This is a genomic window from Methylocapsa aurea (assembly GCF_000746085.1).
GTDB lineage: Bacteria > Pseudomonadota > Alphaproteobacteria > Rhizobiales > Beijerinckiaceae > Methylocapsa > Methylocapsa aurea.
The window spans coordinates 15,723-37,752 of sequence record NZ_JQKO01000021.1 but is presented as its reverse complement, the minus strand read 5'-3'; the positions used below and the strand labels follow the sequence as shown (position 1 = coordinate 37,752).

Sequence of the window (22,030 nt, the reverse complement as noted above, 5' to 3'; positions counted from 1 at the left end):
AGCGCCCCCACTCGCGGGTCCCGATCTTATCGCACCATCACCGTGAGCCAGATTTGCAACAGAACCCCATGTAGTGGGTGACTCAAGCGACGAACGCGATGGATCCGGACCGCGCTTTGCTCGGCAATTCCAGAGCAACGCCGCTGCTGAACCAATAACGCTCACCAACCGAACCGAAAGTGAAGCGGACCCAGATTGGGTGCAAGGCGACATCGATTCCTATCGGTGCGACGTAGCGTTGTTCCCGCGGTCGCTACACTCCCCTCGTGTCGCCGGAATGTCGAGCAACCGGACATCGGTGATCGAGATCCCGGGGCCTTTGACGATCGCGAAGAACACCGTCTGTCCGATCACGATGTCAACCTCTCCCTGGTCGGGCTTGCCGTCGGCGATCATCACCAGGGCGCCTTCCGCCAAGCTTTGCCGCCAACGTTTGAGCTGCTCGCCGCTTGAGCACTCAGGATTTCGGACGCGGACGATCCCTGACAGGCTGCTGCCATGCGCATCGACCCAATGATATTCGCCCGCCGCACCAAAGGCGTGACTGAAGCCGCATTCGTTGACCATACGGTAACTGCTAAAGAAATCGTCCTCGCCCACCACTGCGAATGGCGTGAGTGCGCCAGAGCCGCCGTTCCAGACGACCATGTCGCCGACCTTGATCGTGACGTTGGCATTTTCGACGACAAACTTCTTGCCCTGCTGGCTGACATGCAGCGAGTGTTGGGCCATGTCCGTCTTCTTGCCACTTTCCTCGACGCGCACTGTGAATGGGTAATCGGTCGAAAGCGCCTGGCCATGCGCTGGCGCTACATTGTAGCGGTAGAGGCCGGCCTTCATGAACCTCTGCGCGTAACAGTTCGCCCGACCAAGCGCGCGACTGTCGAGTTGATTGAGCATCGCAGGTCTCCTCGCAAATTCAGGCCGAAATATCGGCGGAAAGCACTAACTCGTCCTCGCCGCTGTTGACGACCGCGGCGGCGATCAGATCGATCGTCACCGCAACTTGCGGGTCTATGGCGCTTTCCGCCGGCAGCACCGGAAACAGCTGGGGTTGGCTGTAGATCGGGATCTTGAGCCCGCTGACGAATGGCGTGAGGATCGGCCCAAGCAGGCCAGTGACGCCCGCGATTCCAATCGCGAGCAGGATCGCATCAACCGCAATCGCTAAGAACGGGCCGATGAACGGAATGGCGAGCAGCAGCGGCGTCACCGCGGCGGCGATCGCGGCGAGAAGGAGCGCCGTTGTCGCCCCGAACTGCAAGTTGGGCACGCCGACGATAACGGCCTGCACCCTCCACACCCCGCCCGTCAGGCTGATATCGAGGCGGAAGTCGCCGGTCGCCTTGATGAAATCGCCGAACGAGACCGGCACGGTGATCGTCGGCCAGTCGATGCAGATTCGCGGCGTGCAGACGCGGCCGACGCATGGGATATTGATGCATACCTGGGGCAGGCAGAAGTCCGGCAGGATGGCGCTCAGATCGATGCCAAAGCTCAGATGCAGATCCCAGTCAACGCGAAGGTCGACCAGTCGGATGATGTCGGGCGGAATCAGATCGACATCGCCATTGGTCAGCGTCGCCGTTACCGAATAGCTGGCGACGAAAGGCCCAAGGTTACCCGATCCGCTGCTTGACTGGGCGGGCAATATGTTGATCGCGGTGTCGAGAAGGGTGTTGGCGCCCTGTTCATCAATCGCTGCGATGATCTCGGCCATGGTGCAATCTCCTGCCGCAAAGGGTTCAAACGAGGCCGCGCACCTTCACCCGATCGTCATCGATGAGGGGACCGACGGCAAGAATGAGCTGGAAGGCGCCCGCGCGCAGCGCGCGCAGCGGCAGCCTTATCCCGGCGAGCGCGGCCTGCAGGATCAGGAACAAAAAACACTCGAGAAAGGCCTCGAGTTCATCCGGTTTAATGTCGACGATCTCGACCGCGTCGACGGCCAACGCGATCGCATCCTCCCCGGTCGACGCCAGCACATGCTCGATATGCCCAATCGCGAACACGCGCAGCTTGAAACAGGTGAGCTCGCTCAGCGGACGGCGGTCGTCGCGCGGAGGATCATTGGGCGTCCCTTTGTCTTGCTCCCGCCCCTTGGGTGGGCGCGGCGGTTTGGGATCGATCTTAAGCCTGCGGCATTCGATGCACAGCTCGACGTCGATCTCGGCGCTGAACTGTCCTGGGCCAAGCGTCAGCTCGGGCGGCAGCGGCGTCGTCTGCTTGAACAGGTCGATGCGCGGGATAGACAGGCGGATGCGCCACTGGATGCCGCCGGGCACGCCGGGAAATGCGATTGCCGGCATCGCCGTCTCGGCCACTGTGGTCACTGGCGTGAAGGCGGGCGATCCATAGGCGAGGTGATGCGGCCGTGAGGTGCAGAACGCCGTGATAACGTCGTTGAGCGCATCCTCGTGGACGCTGGCGAACGCCGTTTCAGTTTCGGTGAGGCTCATATTTCCTCCAAGGCCGGTCTCGCGCCGGCAGTCACTGGATGAGGGCGAACAAGCGCAGCGCCGCCGGCGCGGGATCGAACGAGCGTAGCGCATCGAGCCCGTTCAACCGGCCATAGCGGTTCGTCGTGACGCGGCGACGCGCGGGCGCTCGGCCTACGCAGGGCCCCCGGCACAGCGGCCAGATCGGATTGGGAATTGGCCGCAGCTGACAGATGGCGTGCGCCGTCTCGAAGCGCCCGCGCCGCGCGTTCAGCCGTGTCAAGCGACACTTCATTGAACGGCCGTGGACTCCACGATCAGCGGCTAGCCGCGCCTCGCCATTGCGGACCTGCGCATTTGCGACCAGCCCCCCAGGGCAATCGAACAGGTAGACTACCGTCTTGACGGCTGCGTCGCGCTTGCCATCGAGACTGGCGCCAATCCGGGCGTCGCCGTTGTAGATCGACAAGTTACCTCTCCTAATAGAGTAACTAGTTCAATCAATTCTACAGGGCTTACTGCATGGCGAAAATTATCACTAATTATCATATACCACAAATTGATCCAGCTGACAACGATCCGTCTTCAAATTTGGCGCTCATTTTAAGGCGTCGAAATTACATACAACGATTTCTCCTATTTAGGCGCATCCTGCGATCCACACTTCCATTTGGACGAGCGCGCTAACGACGCGAAGCAATTGATTGTTTTGCCGGTCTTGTTGCTAATCCTGCTGAAAGCCGCCATGCCGCGGCAGCGAGCAGCTATGCCACGAAGGCGCTCTGGGCGCTCGGCCAAGGTCAGTCGCGGCGTAGACGACGATCCTTTTGATGCAACGGAAGATTGGCCACCGGAGACCCAAAGCCGCATAGGCGGCGGGTTGCAATCGACGCGGAACTGAATCGCTGCCGTTCTCGGCCCAGTCGCATCGACCTCCGAAGAGAAAATGCAGCCGGTCGTCGGTTCCGCGGCTCTTTGGTCAGTATGCTACACTGTTGCAGAGCGCTGGCTGGCGTCCGCCCGGCGGCGGGTTTTGCAACAGCATTGGAAACGACAAGCGTTGGCGCGCCGAGCAACCTGGAACTCACATGACGCGAGCGCCAGCGTTCGCCGCCGCAACAGCTTTCCTAATTCAGACTCTCCAGGTAACGAACCAGCGCTTCAGCCTCTGGTTCGGTCAAGCGCTTGCCGGGAATGGCTCCGCTCATCACGCCATTGGCGTAGCCGGCGACGATCTCGATATCGGGATCAAGAATGGCGCGCTTAAGATAAGCGCTATCGCGGACAATGCGACGCCCGTCCGCGAGGGTGACGTCAGCGCCGAGCAAGCCCTTCCAGGTCGGCCCCATGCCCGCCGAGCCGTCGGTCGAGTGACAGGTCAGGCAGCCGCGCTGCTCGGCCAGCCGCCGTCCGCGCTGTAGCGCCGCCTTGGCGTCCGGCTCTGGCCCGGCCGCAACCGGAGCGCTTGACCCAAGCGCTTTTTCGATGACTTCCAGATTTTCGGCGGCGCTGGGGTCCATCGGCCCGCTCCAGCGATGCACGATCGCTCCCTCGCGATCGACGAGCAGAGTTTCGGGGACGCCCAGCACCCGGAAGCGCTTGGCGAAACGGTTCCGCGGATCCCGCCAGATCTCGAAACTGACACCCATCTTTTCGACAAAACGCTGCACTTTCTCGTCGACGGAGCCTTCGTCAATGTTCACGCCGACCACGGCGAGACCGCGGGTTCGGTAGCGCTGATAAATGATTTCGAAGTCCGGCATCTCACCCCAACAAGGCGCGCACCAAGTCGCCCATGTGTTGAGAAGGACGACCTTGCCGCGCAGCCCGGCGAGAGCCGCCTCCTGATCGCCGCCAAGCACGCGGGCGCTGTAGTCCGGCGCGGGATCGGGTTCGGCCGAGAGCGTCGAGATTGCCAGGGGTGCGAAGCCGGCGGCCAGCATCAAGGCCATGCCCCAGCGACGCAGGACGAAGACAGGCCGCACAGGCGTCAAGAGCCTGTGCCCGGGCGGGCGATAACCGCCTTGATCCCGCCGCTATGCTGCTCTTCCGCATCCTCGGGGGCGAGAGAGCCCCAGACCACCACAGCGGAGTCTCCGATCGTCGCCAGATCAGGTATCGCGCCCGGCCAGGGAACCGCGCGGCGGATCTGGCCATCCGAGTCAATTCGCACCAGGTGGATCAGATCCTCATCGCCGCGCCGGTCCTCGAAGGCCACCCAAGCATTGTCCTGCGCGTCGAGAGCGAGCTTCACATCAGCATACGGGACCCATTCATCAGCAAGCAGCGCGACGGGCTCCGAAAACGATCTACCTTGATCTGTAGAAATAGCGTAGAAGACGCCCGGATGCCGCTCTGTTCCGGTATACCAAGCCGCGTGCACGCGCCCCTTGGAATCAACCGAAAGTCCCGGAGCCACATCCGGGCAGCCGCTGACCTTGAAGCGATCGTCATGGATCTTGACCGCCTCCGACCAGGTCGCTCCATGATCGCGCGAAGCGGCGACGACAATGTCGCGGACGGCATCCGCCGAGCCTTTCACTTGTGACCACGCGACGCCGCGGGTGCTGGCGTAGAGCGGCCCCTCCGTCCCTTGCGCGACTTTAGTCCCGCAACAGACACAGACTGGCTTTGCGGCCAAAGTGCTCTGGGCGAAGCTTCTCCCGCCGTCGGCCGAGCGCGCGACGCGCAATTGCGAGGAGTAGACTTGCTTCGGCGGCCATTCATTATGAGCGAGGACGTAGGCGAAGGTCTCCCTTGTGTCGAGCCAAGAGGCGTAGAGGGATCCGTCGGGCGCCACGAAAAGATTGGTCATGCCATGCGACGTGGCGACGCCTTCGACGGCTTCGCTCCCGATCTCGATCGGCGGTGCGAAGGTGCGGCCGCCATCCTCGGAGCGCGCCAGCCACAGAAGATGGCGAAGGCGCATTCCCAACAAGGCAAAGTCCGGGTCCTCGCTGCTATAGAGGACATAGACCTCGCCTTTCGGGCCGACCGCCGCCTGAGTAGGGCTGACAGTATGGGACTGGACGTTGTCCTTCGGCGCACTCACCAAGATCGGCGCCCCGAAATGGCGCCCGCCGTCATCGGAGCGGGCCAGCAGGACCTCGAGCTTGGGATCGGGCTTCATGCCTTTCTTGGCCGGGGCCTGGGGCGCAGCGCCGGCAACCTCCTGCGCCCAAGCGAGATATGCGGCTCCGGTGCGGCGGTCGACGGCCACGGTCGGGTTTCGCCCACCCGCCGGCGCAAGCTCGATCGCTTCCGACAAGACCAGCGCGGGACTGGAAAGCGCAAGGACCGACTCCTCCGCCCGCGGCGCGCCCGCGCCAATGGCTGCGAGAGCCGCGCCGATCAGCGCCGCGCGCTTAAACAAGGTCGATCGCCTCATGTCTTCTCCTTGCTGCCGCCAGTCCTCACTGCCGCCAAGGGGGGATCAAGTGGGATGATGTGAATCGGCCCCGAAAAGAATGGCCCTGGCGGAATGCGATGGACGCCATTTTCTCATCCTTATCGCCGTCCGGCCTAACGGTGCTTCTTTAACGATCAAGGGCGAATGATCGCGACAAGCATTCTTGCATTCCGGAGATTTCTTCGAAGTCGGCAAGTTCATAAAATGACGCTTGCGGCCAGGTTTTCGCTTCAGCGCGCCCCGGTCAAAAGCAGAGCGTCGCATCCCGCTCCGGGTGGCTGGCGGAAATCGGGCGCCCGCCACCCGGAGGATCGAAAAGCGGGCATTGCTGCGGCGAGGTCGCGATATCCGAGGGGTCAATCCTCCGCGCGTTCTCGATGTCCCTGGACTGGTCCAGCCTCGGGACAATTGCAAGGCGAACCAAGCGGCCCCGACCGCGCATCGCAGCTTATCGCCCCACCGTCCGGCATTGAATCGATGACGCATTGCATGGGCAGAGGCTCGTCCGAGCCCTCATCATCCGCATCGTCGGGCGGCGGCGCCGGTTGAGCGAAAGCCGCGCCCGCGATCAGCATGGCGGCTAGAGATAGTTTCAGACGCATAGGAACTCCATCGGTTGAAACAAGAGCGAGTCAGCGCCTCGAAAGGGGCGAAGCTTAGGCCGCTCAACGCCTAACAGCGCCTTCTTTGCGCCGCTCGATCCAGGACTTGGCCTAGCCCGAGGGCTTTTTCAACGCGTCGGACGGATTCAGGGTTGGCGCCGGCGCCCGCTCGAAGACGGTCACGCCTTCGGTCCGGGAATCGATGAGGTCAAAGCGGTTGGGAGTTTCCGCGCTTAATGTCGTGGTGTAGCTCTCGCCGGTGTCGAGCTTGACCCAAAGCGTGCCGGCATAATCCACCCAATATGTTCCCGGCGCCGAGGTCCATGTCTGCGCAGCCGCAGATTGCGAAGGAAGGGTGGAGCTGACGACGGTCTTGTCGGGAAGAAACAGAATGCGCCAGGGCTTGCTGGCGGCGCGCCATTCTCCAACGATCGGGATTTTCACGAAGGAGATCGCGCTGATGATCTGCCGCGCGCCCAAAAAAACAATGCCAATGACGCCGATGACGCCGAAAATAACGATCAGCCGCCCGATGGGAACCCCATTGGGCTTGTCTGCTTGCATCAGTGGCGCGTTCATCGCTGCCTCGCAAAGGCTTGAGGAGGAGAGCCGCGATTATATGGATAGGCGGAAGCCGGCGCTCAAGGGGGCTCTCGAACTGGACTTGCTGGCGGCTCCCGTCACCCCAGCGCTCACTTATTCAATTCTATCGAGAGCCCGAGAATTTTAAGCGCGTGATCCATCTCGTCGACCGCCGCGGAGCCTGCGCCATTCGCCAGCACCATATTCCACCGCCAGAACAATTCCTCAGCAACCGCCAGGCGCGATTCGGCCTTGGCGAGCGCCACGCTGGCTACGTCATCCTGCGGACGCTCCCGCGCCGCCCGCGCGAGCCGGAGGGCCTCCATCGCGGCGGCCCGCCAAACAAGCCCGCACGGGTCGCTGCCTTGGAAGCGGAGGCCCGCGGTTATCCTGGCTCCAAGATCGTCCCCGCCGATGCCGAGCACGTCGCAGACCTCGCGGCGGTGCGCCTGCCAAACCGCCAACCGCTCAGAATTATCCGTCATTCGCGCGTCTTTCTTTCCGAGCCGCCCCCAGTTGGCCGGCCGGCATCTCATTCCAGGCGGCGGAGCTAAACCAAGGACCTACTCGTCATTCGACGCATTGAGCTCTTCGGCCGGGATCGAGCCGCCCGGCGCCCCCTGCAGGCGCACGCCCGGCTGCCCGCCATTGGTGAACTCGACGCCGGCCGCCTCAAGGGCGCAGCGCATGGCCGAAAGGGCTTCCGCCGAAACCGCGCGGCGTTGACGCTCGAAATCCACGATCGTCGAAAGGCCCAAGCCGGAGGCTTCAGCCAGCCTTGGCTGCGTCCAATCCAGCATCGCGCGGGCGGCGCGACATTGCGGCGCCGTGATGATCGACATCGGTCGCCCTTAGATGACTTCATTTTGAAATAGCATATCAACATAAACTGTTGGCGGCAACCGAATTGGGCTTTTTCAAGGAACAATATGACCTCTTTGCGACGCTTGGCGCTGCCTGCCGGAAGGGCAAGCTGGGGCGCTTCGGCGAGCAGCAGGCCGCCGCGGCGCATAACAGTTGCAAAAGGCGCCCCACGCGGCCATAGCTGCGCGCGAAGATCGCGCCCCAAGCCGGGGAGAATCATTGGCCGAGCCGCATCGAGCTTTCGAAACCATGCCTGAAGAGACCCATTTCGGCTTTTCCCGCGTGCCGCTGCAAGACAAGCAGGCGCGGGTCGACGATGTTTTTCATAAAGTGGCCTCGCGCTACGACCTCATGAACGATCTGATGTCGGCCGGCCTGCACCGGGTCTGGAAGGATATTTTCGCCGCCAAAGTGAAGCCTTCGCGGCAGGCGCGGTTTCGCCACCTCGACGTCGCCGGCGGCACGGGCGACATCGCCTTCCGGGTGGCGAAGGCCGGGTCGCGCCAGACCGAGATCACCGTGCTGGACATCAATGCCGACATGCTGGAGGTCGGGCGCGAGCGCGCCTCCAAGCGCAATTTCCCCGCGCATCTCGAATTTATCGAGGCCAATGCCGAGGATCTGCCCTTCGCCGACGATAGTTTCGACGCCTATACGATCGCCTTCGGCATTCGCAATGTGCCGAGGATCGACAAGGCGCTATCCGAAGCCTTGAGGGTCCTCAAGCGCGGCGGGCGGTTCCTGTGCCTCGAATTCTCGAACGTCAACGTTCCCGGCCTCGCCAAGCTCTATGAGGCCTATTCGTTTCACGCCATTCCCCGCCTCGGTCAGCTTGTGACGGGGGATGCGGACTCCTATCGCTACCTTGTCGAATCGATCGCCCGCTTTCCCGAAGCGGAAAGCTTTCGCGAGATGATCGCCGGCGCGGGTTTCGAACGCGCCGCCTTCACCCGGCTCTCGGGCGGGATCGTCGCCATTCATTCCGGCTGGAAGCTCTAGAGCATGTTCTTATGAGACATCGGATATATCCGATGTCTCATAAGAACATGCTCCAACTTATTGAATCTGAGCGATTCCTTTTCGATCAGATGATTCCATCTGATCGGGAAACGCTCTAGAGCGCTCGGGGCTCAAGCTGATTGCCATAATGCTGTTATTTCAACACATGATCTTGTCCGAGAGGCCGGCAGCTTCAAGGACTCATGCTCCAGGCAGGCGGGACACGTGCGGTTTTCCTTAGGCTCCCTCCCGCGCCTCGCATATGCCGGTTTTGTGCTGGCCCGCGCGGGCGTCTTCAGCGACGTCGATCCGTCCATCCTGCCGCCCGCCGCGCGGCTGCCGCTCGCCTTGGCGAAGCTCCTCGCTAAGCGCGCCCAAGGGACCAACGGCGCCAAGACTCCAGGAATTGGCAATCTTCCCGGCGCGATCAACCGGCTTGGTCCATCCTACGTCAAGCTCGGCCAATTTCTCGCGACCCGGCCGGATGTGGTCGGCGCCGATGTCGTCCGCCAACTGGAGCTCTTGCAGGACCGGATGGCGCCGTTTCCGCGCGAGGTGGCGGTCGCGACCATCGAGGCCGCCTTCGGCCAGCCGCTCGATCGGATTTTTCTCAAACTCAGCGAGCCGGTCGCGGCGGCCTCGATCGCCCAGGTCCACAAGGCGCGGGTGAAGGATGCCGACGGCGAGCGCGATGTCGCCGTCAAAGTGCTGCGTCCAGGAGTCGAACGGCGCTTCAGACGCGACCTCGGCGACATGTATTTCGCCGCGCGGCTCGCCGAACGCTGGATCGACGACGCTCGGCGGCTGAAGCCGGTCGAAGTCGTCGATACGCTGGCCCGCACCGTCAAGATGGAGATGGATTTCCGGCTTGAGGCCGCCGCCGCCTCGGAATTCGGGGAGAATGTCGCGGAAGATCCGGACTTCCGGGTGCCGCGCATCGATTGGGAGCGGACCGAAAAAGAAGTTCTCACCCTCGAATGGATCGATGGAATACCGCTGTCCGATATTCCGGCGATGGCGGCCAAGGATTATGACTTGCCGGCCCTCGGCCGCATCGTCATTCAATCCTTCCTGCGCCATGCGATGCGGGATGGATTTTTCCATGCCGACATGCATCAAGGCAATCTGTTCATAGACGATCAGGGCCGGCTGACGGCGGTGGACTTCGGCATCATGGGGCGGCTCGGCTTTAACGAGCGGCGGTTTTTGGCTGAAATCCTCTACGGTTTCATCAAGCGCGATTACCGCCGCGTGGCGGAGGTGCATTTCGAGGCCGGCTACGTGCCGCATGTGCATAAGGTCGAGGACTTCGCGCAAGCCATTCGCGCCATCGGCGAGCCGATCCATTCGCGCACCGCCGACCAGATTTCGATGGCGAAGCTCTTGACCCTGCTGTTCGAGATCACCGGCCTGTTCGATATGAAGACCCGGACCGAACTTGTCCTGTTGCAGAAAACCATGGTGGTGGTCGAGGGCGTGGCGCGAACGCTCGACCCCAAGCTCGACATGTGGTCGACCTCCGAGCCGGTTGTCCGCGCCTGGATCGAACAGAACCTCGGCCCCTTGGGCAAATTGCAGGACGCGAGCCGCGCGGCTGGAACCCTGGCGAGATTCGCCGCCAATCTGCCGGTGGCTTTGGTGCGCGCCGAAAACATCGTCAATACGCTCGAAGGCATGGCCGAAAATGGCTTCGAATTATCCGATAATGCGGTCAGGAAAATGGCCGAAGCCGAGGCGCGCGGGGCGCGGCTCGGCCACATCGCGCTCTGGGTCATCGCGGCCATCGGCCTGCTGCTCCTGTTCCGCTAGAACATCATCCAAAAGAGGCGCTGACTTTTCGATTTATGTCATGGGTCCAAAGGCGCTCGACCATTTTCGATGAGGACATGCTCCGTTTTGAGCTGCTTGGCGATCGAATGCGGTTCTATGGGAACGCTCTCCAAGCACTTTTCCGGAGAGCAACGGCCGATTTTCGGCAAAAAAGGATGCTTAGGCGAACGATCAGCGTATCCTTAAATCAATGCGCAGGCGGGAGAGGCGGCCGGAAGGCGCGAGCAAGATGACCGGGATTTCCGAAAAGCGCATCCTTCTCATCATCGGCGGCGGCATTGCCGCCTATAAGACGCTCGACCTCATCCGCCGCCTGCGTGAGCGGGGCGCCAGCGTGCGCGCGGTCATGACATCGGCGGCGGCCCATTTCGCTGCGCCGCTCGCTGTCGCGAGCCTGACCGGCGACAGGGTTTTCGATGACCTCTTCGATCTGACCGCCGAAGCGACGATCGGTCATATCCAACTTTCCCGCGATGCCGACCTTGTCGTGGTCGCGCCCGCCACCGCCGATCTCCTCGCCAAAATGGCGCATGGGCTCGCAAATGATCTCGCCTCGACGCTTCTTCTGGCCACCGACAAGAAGATCCTTGTCGCGCCGGCGATGAATGTCCGCATGTGGCTCAACCCGGCGACGGTTCGCAATGTCGCGACCTTGCGCGCCGATGGCGCGCTCTTCGTCGGCCCCGACGACGGCGAGATGGCCTGTGGCGAATATGGACCCGGCCGGATGAGCGAGCCGCTCGCGATTCTCGCCGCGATCGAGGCGGCGCTAGCGCAAGAAACGACTTTGCAGCTGCCCAAATACATCGCCCGCCGGCCAAAGCCGCAAGGGCCGCTTAATGGCCGACGGGTGCTGGTGACTTCCGGGCCAACCCATGAGCCGATCGACCCGGTGCGCTACATCGCCAACCGCTCCTCGGGCAAGCAGGGCCATGCGATCGCCAGGGCCGCCGCCGGGGCCGGTGCGGAGGTCGTGCTCGTGACCGGGCCGGTCGCGCTGCAAGACCCTTTGGGCATCGAGACAATCCATGTCGAGACCGCGCGGGACATGCTCAAGGCGGTGGAAGCCGCCCTGCCCGCCGACATTTTCATCGCGGCCGCCGCGGTGGCGGATTGGCGGGCAGCCGAAACCGCGCCTCAGAAGATTAAGAAAGGGCCGAAAAGCGCCGCCGCTCTGGCGCTCGTCGAAAATCCGGACATATTAGAGATTATCGCCAAGCGGGCGACCGGCCGCCCCGCTCTCGTCATCGGCTTCGCGGCCGAAACCGAAAAGCTTCTCGACAATGCGCAAGCGAAACTCGCGCGCAAGGGCTGCGACATGATCATCGCCAATGACATTGGCGCGCAAACCGGAGTTCTCGGCGGAGAGCGCAATAAAGTGACGCTCCTGACCGGCGCCGGCAGCGAGTCCTGGCCGGATCTTGGCAAGGATGAAGTGGCAAGCCGTCTCATCGCAAGGCTCGCCGGATTGCTCACCGAGCCCCCCGATGGAGCCCGGCGATGAGCGCCGCCCTCGCCATCTTTGTCACGGTTTTGCCGCATGGCGCGGGATTGCCCCTCCCCGCCTATCAAAGCGCCGGCGCGGCCGGATTGGATCTTCTCGCCGCCGTGCCGCCTGAAGCCAAAATCATTTTGGCCCCTGGCGGCAGACATCTGGTCCCGACCGGCATCGCGCTTGAAATTCCAGAAAGTCACGAAGCCCAGATCCGGCCGCGATCAGGGCTGGCGCTCAAGAGCGGCGTCACGGTTCTGAATGCGCCGGGCACGATCGATTCGGATTATCGCGGCGAGATTGGGGTGCTCCTGATCAATCTCGGCGACGCGCCTTTCGAAATTGTCAGGGGCGCGCGCATCGCCCAACTCGTTGTCGCGCCGGTGACTCGGGCAGCGCTTTGTGAAGTCCTAGTCCTGGCCGAAACGGCGCGTGGCGGCGCGGGCTTTGGTTCGACCGGCCCATTGAGCGATGGGGAGAGCCCGCAATGATCCTTCTCTCCCGGCGCAACCTCCTCGCCCTCGCGGCGGTCGTCGACATCGCCATCCATGCGCGCCCGCTCCCCGTCGCCGCCAAGGCCCTCGCCGCGCGCTTGGAGTTGCCCCCACGCCACCTCGAAACCTTGCTGCAGGCCCTCGTTCGCGCCAATATTCTCAAAGGCCTGCGCGGTCCGCGCGGCGGCTATGAACTCGCGCGCGAACGCCGCCGCATTACCGCCGCCTCGGTCTTGCGCGCGGTCATGAATGAGACGGGCGAGGTCGCTGGCGAGGCCCCAAATTGCCGGCTGGTCGAATATGTCGTCGCGCCTGTGGTCGAGGCGGCCAGCGCCGCCTTCTTGAACGAACTCGAAACCATCACCATCGACGACATCTGCCGCCGCGCGGAGGATCTGAAACTCTGCGACGACTCGGCCCTAGGTCCGGACTTTACGATTTAGAAAGCCGGCTCTCGCGAGATCCCCCCAAGCGCCGAAAGGGCTTTATTTTCCGTCAAGTTCGGGAGGCTCATATTGTATTCGCGCCAACCGGCCTCCACTTCGCTAATGAAGGCTCCAGCCAGCCTTTAGAGCATGATGCCAAAAAGTGGAAACCGGTTTTCGGACGACATCATGCTCTAACTCTTCGATAAAAGCCGGATTGAGCATGCGAATCGGCGTTCCGACGGAAATCAAGGCCAATGAATATCGCGTCGGCCTGACCCCCGACGCGGTTCGCGAATTCGTCGCCGCCGGGCATCAAGTCATCGTCCAAGCCGGCGCCGGCGCGGGGATCAATGCGATGAACGAGGCCTATCGGTCGGCCGGCGCCTCTATCGTCGGGGCTGCGTCCGACATTTTCGCCAAATCCGAAATGATCGTGAAGGTGAAGGAGCCGCAGCGCAGCGAATGGACGCAGCTCCGCAAGAACCAGATCCTCTTCGCCTATCTGCATCTTGCGGCCGATTCCGAACAGGCCAAGGGCCTTCTCGCTTCCGGTTGCACTGCGCTCGCCTATGAGACCGTGATCGGGGCGGATGGCGTCAGCCTGCCGCTGCTCGCGCCGATGAGCGAAGTCGCCGGCCGCCTGGCGATCGAGGCCGCCGGCGCGGCGCTCCAGCGCCACAATGGAGGCCTCGGCATGCTTCTTGGCGGCGTCCCCGGCGTGCGGCCGGCGCGGGTCGCGATTCTCGGCGGCGGCGTTGTTGGAACCCAGGCGGCGCGCATGGCGGTCGGCCTTGGCGCCGATGTCACGATTTTGGATCGCTCGCTCGCCCGTCTGCGTCAGCTCGACGAATTGTTCCAGGGCCGGGCCAAGACCCGCTTCGCCTCGACCACCGGGATCGAGGAAGAGGTTTTTGCCGCCGACGCCGTCATCGGGGCGGTTCTGATCCCTGGCGCCAGCGCGCCGAAACTGATCACGCGGCCAATGTTGAAACGAATGAAACAAGGCGCCGTCGTCGTCGATGTCGCAATCGACCAGGGCGGCTGTTGCGAAAGCTCGCATCCGACGACCCACGCCAATCCGACCTACATCATTGAGGGCGTCGTCCATTATTGCGTCGCGAACATGCCCGGCGCTGTGCCTTTCACGTCAAGCCATGCGCTGAACCATGCGACGCTTCCTTATGGCCTGGCGCTCGCCGCCGGCGGCCTTGCCGCCATCGCCGCCAATCCGGGCCTGCGCGCGGGGCTCAATGTGCATAGGGGCCATTTGACCCACCCGGCCGTCGCCGCGAGCCTTGGACTTACCGTCAAAGCCCCCGAAGCCGCCCTCGCCGCCTGAGCCGCCGCTTCAACGGGTGGGAAAACCGCCCTCGAACACAAATGTGCTCTGTGGATTGCGGCTGCTGGGCAGCTCACGGGCGCGCAAACTCTCGGGAAGGGTCGATTTGTCGCCGGGGCGACCGAGCGCGAAGGCCATTTCCACCCTGCAATCGTCCGGGACGTTCAAGTCGACGGCGGCGCGCTCTATGTCGAACCCGGTCATTCCATGCGCAGCATAGCCCAAGCGCGACGCCTGCAACGCGAGATAGCCCCAGGCCGCGCCGGCGTCGAGCGAATGGCTATGCGATGCGACAGGTTCGGTCTTGCCCGAAGGCAGAAAAGTCTTCTTCGAAACCAGGACGGCCAGGACCGATGCGTTTTTCGCCCAAGACTGGTTGAATTCGATGAGAAGCCCCAAGAACTTGGCGAAATCCGGCGCATCGCGCTTTGCATAGAGGAAACGCCAGGGTTGCGAATTGAACGAGGACGGCGCCCAGCGGGCGGCCTCGAAAATGGTCCGCAGGTCTTCATCAGGCATCGGTTCGACGATGAAGGCCCGCGGCGACCAGCGCTCGAGGAAGAAGGCCTCGAGCGGATAGTCGGCCTTCCGTGAATTTGCCTCGGTCATATCAAAGAGCCCTCCTGTGGGGAGAGCCCTCCGAGACGGCCCGCCGCAGCTGACGCAACGCGCCTCAGCCGCAGCGGTTTCAATGCGTGCCGTAGATTTGATCGAACACGCCGCCATCGGCGAAATATTTCGCCTGCGCCTTAGTCCAGCCGCCGAAATCGCCGTCGATCGTCACCAAGTCGATCTTGGGCAGCCGCGCGAGATCTTCCGGAGCCGCCGCCTCGGGTTTCGCCGGACGATAGTAGTTTTTCGCGATGATCGCCTGCGCCTTCGGCGTATAGAGGAAATCGAGATAGGCCTGCGCCAGTTCGCGGGTCTTCTTGGCGTCGACATTGCCATCAACGAGCGCGACCGGAGGCTCGGCAAGAATGGAGACCGACGGCACGACAATGTCGAACTTGTCCTTGCCAAACTCCTCGGAAACTAGAAATGCTTCATTTTCCCAAGAAATCAGCACATCGCCCAAGCCGCGTTGCGCGAAACTGATGGTGGAGCCCCGCGCCCCTGTGTCGAGCACCGGGGTGTTCTTGTAGATGCCTTTGACGAATTCTTTGACCTTGGCTTCATCGCCCTTGAACTTCTTGGTCGCATAGCCCCAGGCGGCGAGGAAATTCCAACGCGCGCCCCCGGATGTCTTGGGATTGGGGGTAATGACGGAAACGCCGGGCTTGATCAGATCGCTCCAGTCCTTGATGCCTTTCGGATTTCCCTTGCGCACCAGCAAGACAATGGTCGACGTATAGGGAGTCGAGTTGTTGGGCAGGCGCTTCTGCCAATTGGCTGGAATTTTTCCGCTCTTTGCGGCGATCGCATCGATGTCGGCGGCCAGCGCCAGGGTCACGACATCGGCGTTCAACCCATCGATCACCGCGCGAGCCTGCGCGCCCGAGCCGGCATGGGAGGCGCGCACGGAGATCGTTTCGCCCTTCTTTGCCTGCCAATCCGCGATAAAGGCCTCATTGATGGCCCGGTAGAGCTCCCGGGTCGGATCATAGGAGACGTTGAGAAGCGATTCTTCGGCCTGGGCAAGCGCTGGCGCGAAGGCCAAGGAAACAAGGGTCAAGGACCCAAGAATGAGGCGCGGCAGTTTGACTGCCCTAATTGCGCTAAAAAGTCCCCGTCCATGATGCCGAAACCAAACCATTGCTTAACTCCCGTTAGCTCCTCCTTATGTCTATAGAAGAGCTATGGTTAGTCAAGCCTCCCTCTCGATCGCGCCTTGCCGCAGCCACGCGCGACCGGATTCCTCCAGCGCGCCGAACCCGTCAGTCAGACGCCAGAATAACGTTTGACGATTTGAAAATCGCCCAGACCTTCGCGCCAGGCGCGATTTCCACCCCATCGGCGCCTTCATGGGTGATGACCGAGGTGATGGTCTTGCCCTCGCCAATGTCGAGCGTGACCTCGGTGACGACCCCACCGTCGACGCGGTCGAGCACGATCCCCGCGATTTTATTGCGCGCGGAGATTCGCGGCGCTTCGGCTCTTGGCGCCAGCATGACGGATGAGGCGTTCACCATCGCCACTGCCGAGCGGCCGGGCGTCAGGCCAAGCTCGGCTATGCTCGCATTGGTGACGACCGCGATGATTTCGATCTCGGACGACACCTTGAGTTTGACCTCGACATTCACCGGCGCCGGGATGATCTCGACGATCGTACAATGAAACGCGTTGCGGACGCTCAGCTTGAGGCCGATGCCCCAGAATAGAAGATCTTCTTCATGCTCAAGACCCACTTCGACAATGGAATCGGAAATGCGGCCGAGCTTTTCTTCGAGGCGGCGGAAGGTCGCGATCAAACGGCGGCCTTCGTCAGTGACCTCGGCGCCGCCGCCGCGCGGGCCGCCGGTATGGGTGATGAAGGCCGGCCGCGGCAGAAGATTATTGATCGCATTGACGGCGTCCCAAGCAGTCTTGTAACTGAACCCAGCGATTTCCGCCGCCTTGGTGATGCTTCCGTGCTGAATGACGGCTTCGAGCAGGGTGACCCGCTCACGGCCAACAAGCAGCCGACCGTCCGCGCGCAGCGCCAGCAATGTATCTATTTTTCCAGGCAGTGTTCGAGGCAATTTTTCCTCCCAAACTTTCTTGATGCCTGAATTTTCTCCCTGCGACAATAAGAATTAGAATAATTAATGGCGGGCTATATAGTTCAGTTACGTTATAGGCAAACCTTCGCCCAACTTGGCGGCGCGCTTGCCTCAAACGACTTCGACGGTCGCCTCCGCAAACAAAGTCCCCACACCGCCATGGGCGCGAAACGCGCCCTCCGGCAGCGGATGGACCTCGTTCATCGGCGCGCGGTCAAGCAGCGCCTCGATTCGCGCCCGGGACCGCGCGAGTTCGGCCGCGTCCAGACGCCCCTCATCAAGGGCGCGGACGATCGCTTCGGCGAAATTCCGGGCGCGCCCGGAATCGGTGAAATGGGCGCAAACCATCAGCATGTCGCTGCCCGCCGCCAGAAAGCTCGCGGCGGCCTCCGGCGCATCGAAGAACCCCTTCATCGCGCCCATGCCGATATCGTCCGAAACGACGACGCCGGCAAAGCCCATCTCAGTGCGGAGAATCTCGGTTCCAAAACGGCGCGACAGGGTGACCGGCGCATTGGGATCGATGGCCGGAAAAAGAATATGCGAGGTCATGAGCATCGAGACGCCCGCTTCGATCGCGGCGGCGAAGGGTCTTAATTCGCGCGCCCGCAACGCGTCGGCGTCGACTCCAAGCGACGGCAGGCCAAGGTGAGAGTCGATGCTCGTATCGCCATGACCGGGAAAATGCTTGCCACAGGCCATGACCTTTTCCGACTCCATCGCTTGAATGAAAGGCAGCGCCGCCGCGATCACCGCTTCGGCCGTCGTCCCAAACGCGCGTTCGCCGATGACCGGATTGTTTGGATTGGTGTGAATATCCAGCACCGGCGCGAAGTTCAGATTGACGCCAAGTGCGGCGAGTTCGCGCCCCATCGCCCGGCCGACGTCGGCTGCCTGCTCCGCCCATCGCGCGGCATAAGAAAACCGGGTGATCGGCGGCGGCGTCCGGCACACGCGGCCTCCCTCATGATCGATCGCGATGAACATGCGCGGGCGCCCGGTGGCGGCGCGGATCTCTTCGACGAGCCGCGCATGGCTTTCGAGCCACGCCTCATAGGGCAGATCATGGCGGAAATTGCTCTTATACAGAATGACCCCGGCTGGCCTTAGGTCGGCGAGCAAGGCGCGGTCGAGATCATGCAGGACAGGCGAAGGCCGCAGGCCCACCAGGAAATGGTCGCCGACGGCGGCTATCGATTTACCCAGCATTGCTTTGCGCCCCAACCCGAATCATTCGCCCATGATTGTCGGAGCTTTTGGGCCGGCGCAAGGCGGCCCAGCAAAAGGGCGCCTCGGCCGCCCCTCGCCAGAGCGGAAATACTTGCGGCGCCGCCTATTCCGCCGCGAGCTTCACGGCCGGCGCTCCAGCGCGCAGTTGTTCGAGCAGCACTGCTTCCTCGGCCTTGGCCAGTTCCAGATGCTGCATCTTCACATGGCCATAGCCGCGGATCTTTTCCGGGATCGAGGCGAGCGCAACCGCTGTTGCATGCGCATCGGGCGACAACTTCTCGAGAATCTCATTGAGCAGGATTTCATAGTCAGCAATCAGTTTGCGCTCGATCCGCCGCTCCGTCGAATAGCCGAAAATGTCGAATGGCGTTCCGCGCAGGCGCTTCAGCCTGGCGAGCAGTTTGAACGCCGGCATGATCCAGGGACCGAAGCTCGACTTCACAGGCTCGCCCTTGGCGTTCTTGCGCCCGAAAATGGGCGGCGCGAGATGAAATTCGAGCTTGAGCTCGCCATCGAAACTCGCTTCGACCTGCCGCGCGAAGGTTCCGTCGACGTAAAGCCGCGCCACTTCATATTCATCCTTGACCGCCATCAGCTTGAACAGATAGCGCGCCGCCGCCTCGGTCAGATCGTCATGTCCAGGCGTCTTGGCGCGCTCGACCTCTCTGACCCGGTTGATGAGAGCCAGATAGCGGCTGGCATAGGCGGAGTCTTGATAGGCGGCAAGAAATGCGACCCGCCGGGCGATGAGTTCGTCCAACGATTGCGATTGCCTTTGCGCCGCCGTGGGCTTGCGCAAGGGCGCGGCGATGGCCTCCACCCCGGCGGAATCGGCGGCCTTGCGGCGGCCCCATAGGAAGGCCTGTTTGTTCATTTCCACGGCTTCGCCATTGAGCTCGATCGCGCGCAGAATCGAGGCATCGTCGAGCGGCACAAGCCCTTGCTGCCAAGCGTGGCCGAGCATGAACATATTCGCCGCAATCGAATTGCCGAGCAGCGCCGTGGCGACGCCGGTTGCGTCGACGAATGAGACATGGTCGCCAGCTGATTGCCGTATGGCGCGTTTGATTCCAGCCACAGGCAGCGTGAAATCGGCCATATGAGTGAAATCGCCCGGATAGATTTCCGCCGTGTTGACGAGGACGCCGGTCTCGCCCCTTCGCATCGCGGCAAGGACCTTCTTGGAGCCGGACACGACGAGATCGCAGCCAAGGACGAGATCCGCCTCGCCGGCCGCCACCCGGATCGCATGAATATCCTCGGGCCGCTCGGCGATCTTCACATGGCTGTAGACCGCGCCGCCCTTTTGCGCCAATCCGGCCATGTCGATCGAGCCGCAGCCCTTGCCTTCAAGATGCGCCGCCATGCCGAGAATGGCGCCGATGGTGACGACCCCCGTGCCGCCGACCCCAGTCACCAGAATGCCATAGGGACGCGCGCCGATGGCGGAAATCGCCGGGCGCGGCGGGGTTGGGAAATCGCAATCGCCCTTGACCAGCGCTTTCTTTGGCCGCGCGCCATGGACCGTCACGAGGGCCGGGCAGAATCCGTTAAGGCAGGAAAAGTCCTTGTTGCAACTCGACTGATCGATTACCCGCTTGCGGCCGAATTCGGTCTCGAGCGGCTGAACCGAAACGCAATTGGATTTCACCCCACAGTCGCCGCATCCCTCGCAGACGAGTTCGTTGATGATGACGCGCTTGTCCGGATCGGCCATCTCGCCTCTCTTGCGGCGGCGGCGCTTCTCGGACGCGCAGGTCTGGTCGTAGATGAGGACGGTGACGCCCGGGAGCGCCGCAAGTTCGCGCTGGACGTCGTCGAGCTCCTGGCGCGGCCGAATCGTCAGGCCTTTCGGCCATTGCAGGCTTGCTGGATATTTGTTCGGCTCGTCGGTCACGACGACGATGCGCGCGACGTTTTCAGCCGCGACCTGCCGCGCGATCATATCGACGGTGAGGCCGCCTTCGAGGCGTTGCCCGCCGGTCATGGCGACGACTTCGTTGAACAGAATCTTGTAGGTAATATTGACGCCTGATGCGACGGCGAAGCGCAAGGCGAGTATTCCGGAGTGACAATAAGTGCCGTCGCCGAGATTTTGGAAAATGTGCTGGCGTTTCGAGAACGGCGCTTCGCCGATCCAGTTCGCCCCCTCGCCGCCCATCTGGGTGAAGCCCTCGGTCGAACGGTCCATCCATTGCGCCATGTAATGGCAGCCGATTCCGGCATAGGCGCGCATGCCCTCAGGCACTTTGGTCGAGGTGTTATGCGGACAGCCGGCGCAGAAATAGGGAGAGCGGACGCCAAGATCCTCGCTGCTGGCAAGGCTTGCCTGCGCCTGTTCGAGCCTTTGCAGGCGCTGCTCCAGTTTTTCGCCGCCGGAAAAGCGCAAGAGCCGCCGCCCGATCGCGATCGCGATGTCATTGGCGTCGAGGGCGCCGGTGACCGGAAACAGCCAGCGCCCGTTTTCATCCTTCTTGCCGATGCAGACCGGCTGGTTCGGCGAACCGTAGAGCTCCTCGCGCACCTGCGTTTCAATCAGCGAGCGCTTTTCCTCGACGACGATGATCAGTTCGAGGCCGCGGGCGAATTCGCGGAGGCCAAGGGGTTCGAGCGGCCAGGTGCAGCCGATCTTGAACAGCCGCAATCCAAGCGCATTGGCGCCAACCTCGTCGATGCCGAGATCGTCCATCGCCTGACGCACGTCGAGATAGGACTTGCCGGCCGCGATCACGCCGATCTTGGCGTTGGCGCCGCCAGAGGTGACGATCCGGTTCAGGCGATTGGCGCGCAGCCAGGCGAGCATGGCGTCGCGTTTGAAATTTTGCAAACGCCGTTCCTGCTCGTGAATATTGTCGCGCGCGCGAATGTTGAGGCCGCCGAGCGGCATAGCGAAATCCACGGGCGCGCGCGGCGTTATGCGATCGAGGGAGACGTCGATCGAACCCGTCGATTCGATCGTATCCTTGAGGCATTTCAGGCCGACCCACGCGCCCGTGAAGCGGCTCATCGCATAGCCAAGGAGCCCATAATCGACGATCTCCTGCACCCCCGCCGGGGAGAGGATCGGCATCATCACATCGACGAAGGTGAACTCGGACTGATGCGCCGTCGTCGAAGATTCCGCGGTGTGATCGTCCCCCATCAAAGCGAGAACGCCGCCGTGTTTCGATGTCCCGGCGAGGTTCACGTGACGGAACACATCGCCGCTGCGATCGACGCCCGGACCCTTGCCGTACCAGAGCCCAAAGACGCCCTCGAACCGGCCCTCGCCGCGCATTTCCGCCTGCTGCGCGCCCCATATCGCCGTCGCCGCGAGATCCTCGTTGAGGCCAGGCTGAAACAGGATATCGTTTTCATCAAAAACGCGCTTGGCGCGGATGAAATTATGGTCGAGGCCGCCGAGCGGTGAGCCGGGATAGCCGGAGATGAAACCTGCGGTCGTCAGTCCGGCGCGGCGGTCGAGCTCCTTTTGCATGAGGAGAAGACGGACGACCGCCTGCGGACCGGAGACGAAGATTCGCTGTTTCGTCAGATCATATTTGTCGGTGAGCGATGTGGTTTTAAGGTCCTGGTGGAGGTAGACTGGGCCTTTGACCGCGTCCGCCATCACGATAGCCTCCTGCC

The 22,030-nt window shown here is 62.5% G+C and carries 21 protein-coding genes; 6 read left to right on the top strand and 15 right to left on the bottom strand.

Annotated features, from left to right (window positions below):
• Positions 1–219 precede the first annotated feature (219 nt).
• From DL86_RS13800 to DL86_RS13750, 10 genes are all read right to left on the bottom strand, one after another.
• Positions 220–900: a cupredoxin domain-containing protein gene (locus DL86_RS13800; protein ID WP_051953438.1), complete on the bottom strand. Its 681-nt coding sequence runs from the start codon at positions 898–900 to the stop codon at positions 220–222.
• 19 nt (positions 901–919) lie between these two features.
• Positions 920–1,720, bottom strand: a complete 801-nt coding sequence (locus DL86_RS13795) for a hypothetical protein (protein ID WP_036262581.1) — start codon at positions 1,718–1,720, stop codon at positions 920–922.
• 25 nt (positions 1,721–1,745) lie between these two features.
• Positions 1,746–2,459 (bottom strand): hypothetical protein, encoded by a 714-nt coding sequence (locus DL86_RS13790; protein WP_036262579.1) that lies wholly within the window; start codon positions 2,457–2,459, stop codon positions 1,746–1,748.
• Positions 2,460–2,490: 31 nt separating this feature from the next.
• A complete protein-coding gene (locus DL86_RS13785) occupies positions 2,491–2,907 on the bottom strand; it encodes a hypothetical protein (RefSeq protein ID WP_036262577.1) in 417 nt (138 codons plus the stop codon).
• Positions 2,908–3,565: 658 nt separating this feature from the next.
• The gene (locus DL86_RS18820; protein WP_156964654.1) at positions 3,566–4,423 is read right to left on the bottom strand and encodes a redoxin domain-containing protein; all 858 of its coding nucleotides are present in this window, start codon (positions 4,421–4,423) and stop codon (positions 3,566–3,568) included.
• Positions 4,424–4,428: 5 nt separating this feature from the next.
• Positions 4,429–5,826, bottom strand: a complete 1,398-nt coding sequence (locus DL86_RS13770; protein ID WP_051953435.1) for a sialidase family protein — start codon at positions 5,824–5,826, stop codon at positions 4,429–4,431.
• A 377-nt stretch (positions 5,827–6,203) separates the two neighbouring features.
• On the bottom strand, positions 6,204–6,449 hold the full coding sequence (locus DL86_RS13765; protein ID WP_156964653.1) for a hypothetical protein: 246 nt from the start codon (positions 6,447–6,449) through the stop codon (positions 6,204–6,206).
• Positions 6,450–6,560: 111 nt separating this feature from the next.
• Positions 6,561–7,013 carry a hypothetical protein gene (locus tag DL86_RS13760; RefSeq protein ID WP_156964652.1) on the bottom strand — a complete coding sequence of 151 codons (453 nt, stop codon included), beginning with the start codon at positions 7,011–7,013 and terminating at the stop codon, positions 6,561–6,563.
• 128 nt (positions 7,014–7,141) lie between these two features.
• Positions 7,142–7,516 carry a hypothetical protein gene (locus tag DL86_RS13755; RefSeq protein WP_156964651.1) on the bottom strand — a complete coding sequence of 125 codons (375 nt, stop codon included), beginning with the start codon at positions 7,514–7,516 and terminating at the stop codon, positions 7,142–7,144.
• Between the two features lie 78 nt (positions 7,517–7,594).
• Positions 7,595–7,873 (bottom strand): helix-turn-helix domain-containing protein, encoded by a 279-nt coding sequence (locus DL86_RS13750; RefSeq protein WP_051953434.1) that lies wholly within the window; start codon positions 7,871–7,873, stop codon positions 7,595–7,597.
• Between the two features lie 271 nt (positions 7,874–8,144).
• On the opposite strand from DL86_RS13750, the gene ubiE reads away from it, so the two are divergent.
• The 6 genes from ubiE (at position 8,145) to ald (ending at position 14,477) form a co-directional block, all read left to right on the top strand.
• Entirely contained in the window at positions 8,145–8,894 is a 750-nt protein-coding gene (gene ubiE, locus DL86_RS13745) for a bifunctional demethylmenaquinone methyltransferase/2-methoxy-6-polyprenyl-1,4-benzoquinol methylase UbiE (RefSeq protein WP_036262623.1), read from the top strand.
• A 225-nt stretch (positions 8,895–9,119) separates the two neighbouring features.
• A complete protein-coding gene (gene ubiB / locus DL86_RS13740) occupies positions 9,120–10,703 on the top strand; it encodes a 2-polyprenylphenol 6-hydroxylase (RefSeq protein WP_036262564.1) in 1,584 nt (527 codons plus the stop codon).
• 250 nt (positions 10,704–10,953) lie between these two features.
• A complete protein-coding gene (coaBC, locus tag DL86_RS13735) occupies positions 10,954–12,228 on the top strand; it encodes a bifunctional phosphopantothenoylcysteine decarboxylase/phosphopantothenate--cysteine ligase CoaBC (protein ID WP_036262620.1) in 1,275 nt (424 codons plus the stop codon).
• Entirely contained in the window at positions 12,225–12,707 is a 483-nt protein-coding gene (gene dut, locus DL86_RS13730; protein ID WP_036262561.1) for a dUTP diphosphatase, read from the top strand. Before coaBC ends, dut begins: the two co-directional genes overlap by 4 nt.
• Positions 12,704–13,153 (top strand): RrF2 family transcriptional regulator, encoded by a 450-nt coding sequence (locus DL86_RS13725; RefSeq protein ID WP_036262560.1) that lies wholly within the window; start codon positions 12,704–12,706, stop codon positions 13,151–13,153. The genes dut and DL86_RS13725 overlap by 4 nt, the downstream gene beginning before the upstream one ends.
• Positions 13,154–13,358: 205 nt before the next feature.
• Positions 13,359–14,477 (top strand): alanine dehydrogenase, encoded by a 1,119-nt coding sequence (gene ald, locus DL86_RS13720; protein WP_036262558.1) that lies wholly within the window; start codon positions 13,359–13,361, stop codon positions 14,475–14,477.
• 9 nt (positions 14,478–14,486) lie between these two features.
• On the opposite strand, the gene DL86_RS13715 is transcribed toward ald, so the two are convergent.
• The 5 genes from DL86_RS13715 to DL86_RS13695 all read right to left on the bottom strand — a co-directional run bounded on the left by DL86_RS13715 (position 14,487) and on the right by DL86_RS13695 (position 22,013).
• Positions 14,487–15,086 (bottom strand): nitroreductase family protein, encoded by a 600-nt coding sequence (locus DL86_RS13715; RefSeq protein WP_036262555.1) that lies wholly within the window; start codon positions 15,084–15,086, stop codon positions 14,487–14,489.
• Positions 15,087–15,165: 79 nt separating this feature from the next.
• Positions 15,166–16,188 carry a sulfate ABC transporter substrate-binding protein gene (locus DL86_RS13710; protein ID WP_084572925.1) on the bottom strand — a complete coding sequence of 341 codons (1,023 nt, stop codon included), beginning with the start codon at positions 16,186–16,188 and terminating at the stop codon, positions 15,166–15,168.
• 163 nt (positions 16,189–16,351) lie between these two features.
• The gene (locus DL86_RS13705) at positions 16,352–17,155 is read right to left on the bottom strand and encodes a TOBE domain-containing protein (RefSeq protein WP_084572924.1); all 804 of its coding nucleotides are present in this window, start codon (positions 17,153–17,155) and stop codon (positions 16,352–16,354) included.
• 132 nt (positions 17,156–17,287) lie between these two features.
• The gene (locus DL86_RS13700) at positions 17,288–18,385 is read right to left on the bottom strand and encodes a glycoside hydrolase family 3 N-terminal domain-containing protein (RefSeq protein WP_036262553.1); all 1,098 of its coding nucleotides are present in this window, start codon (positions 18,383–18,385) and stop codon (positions 17,288–17,290) included.
• 124 nt (positions 18,386–18,509) lie between these two features.
• Positions 18,510–22,013: an indolepyruvate ferredoxin oxidoreductase family protein gene (locus tag DL86_RS13695; protein WP_036262550.1), complete on the bottom strand. Its 3,504-nt coding sequence runs from the start codon at positions 22,011–22,013 to the stop codon at positions 18,510–18,512.
• Between the last annotated feature and the right edge of the window lie 17 nt (positions 22,014–22,030).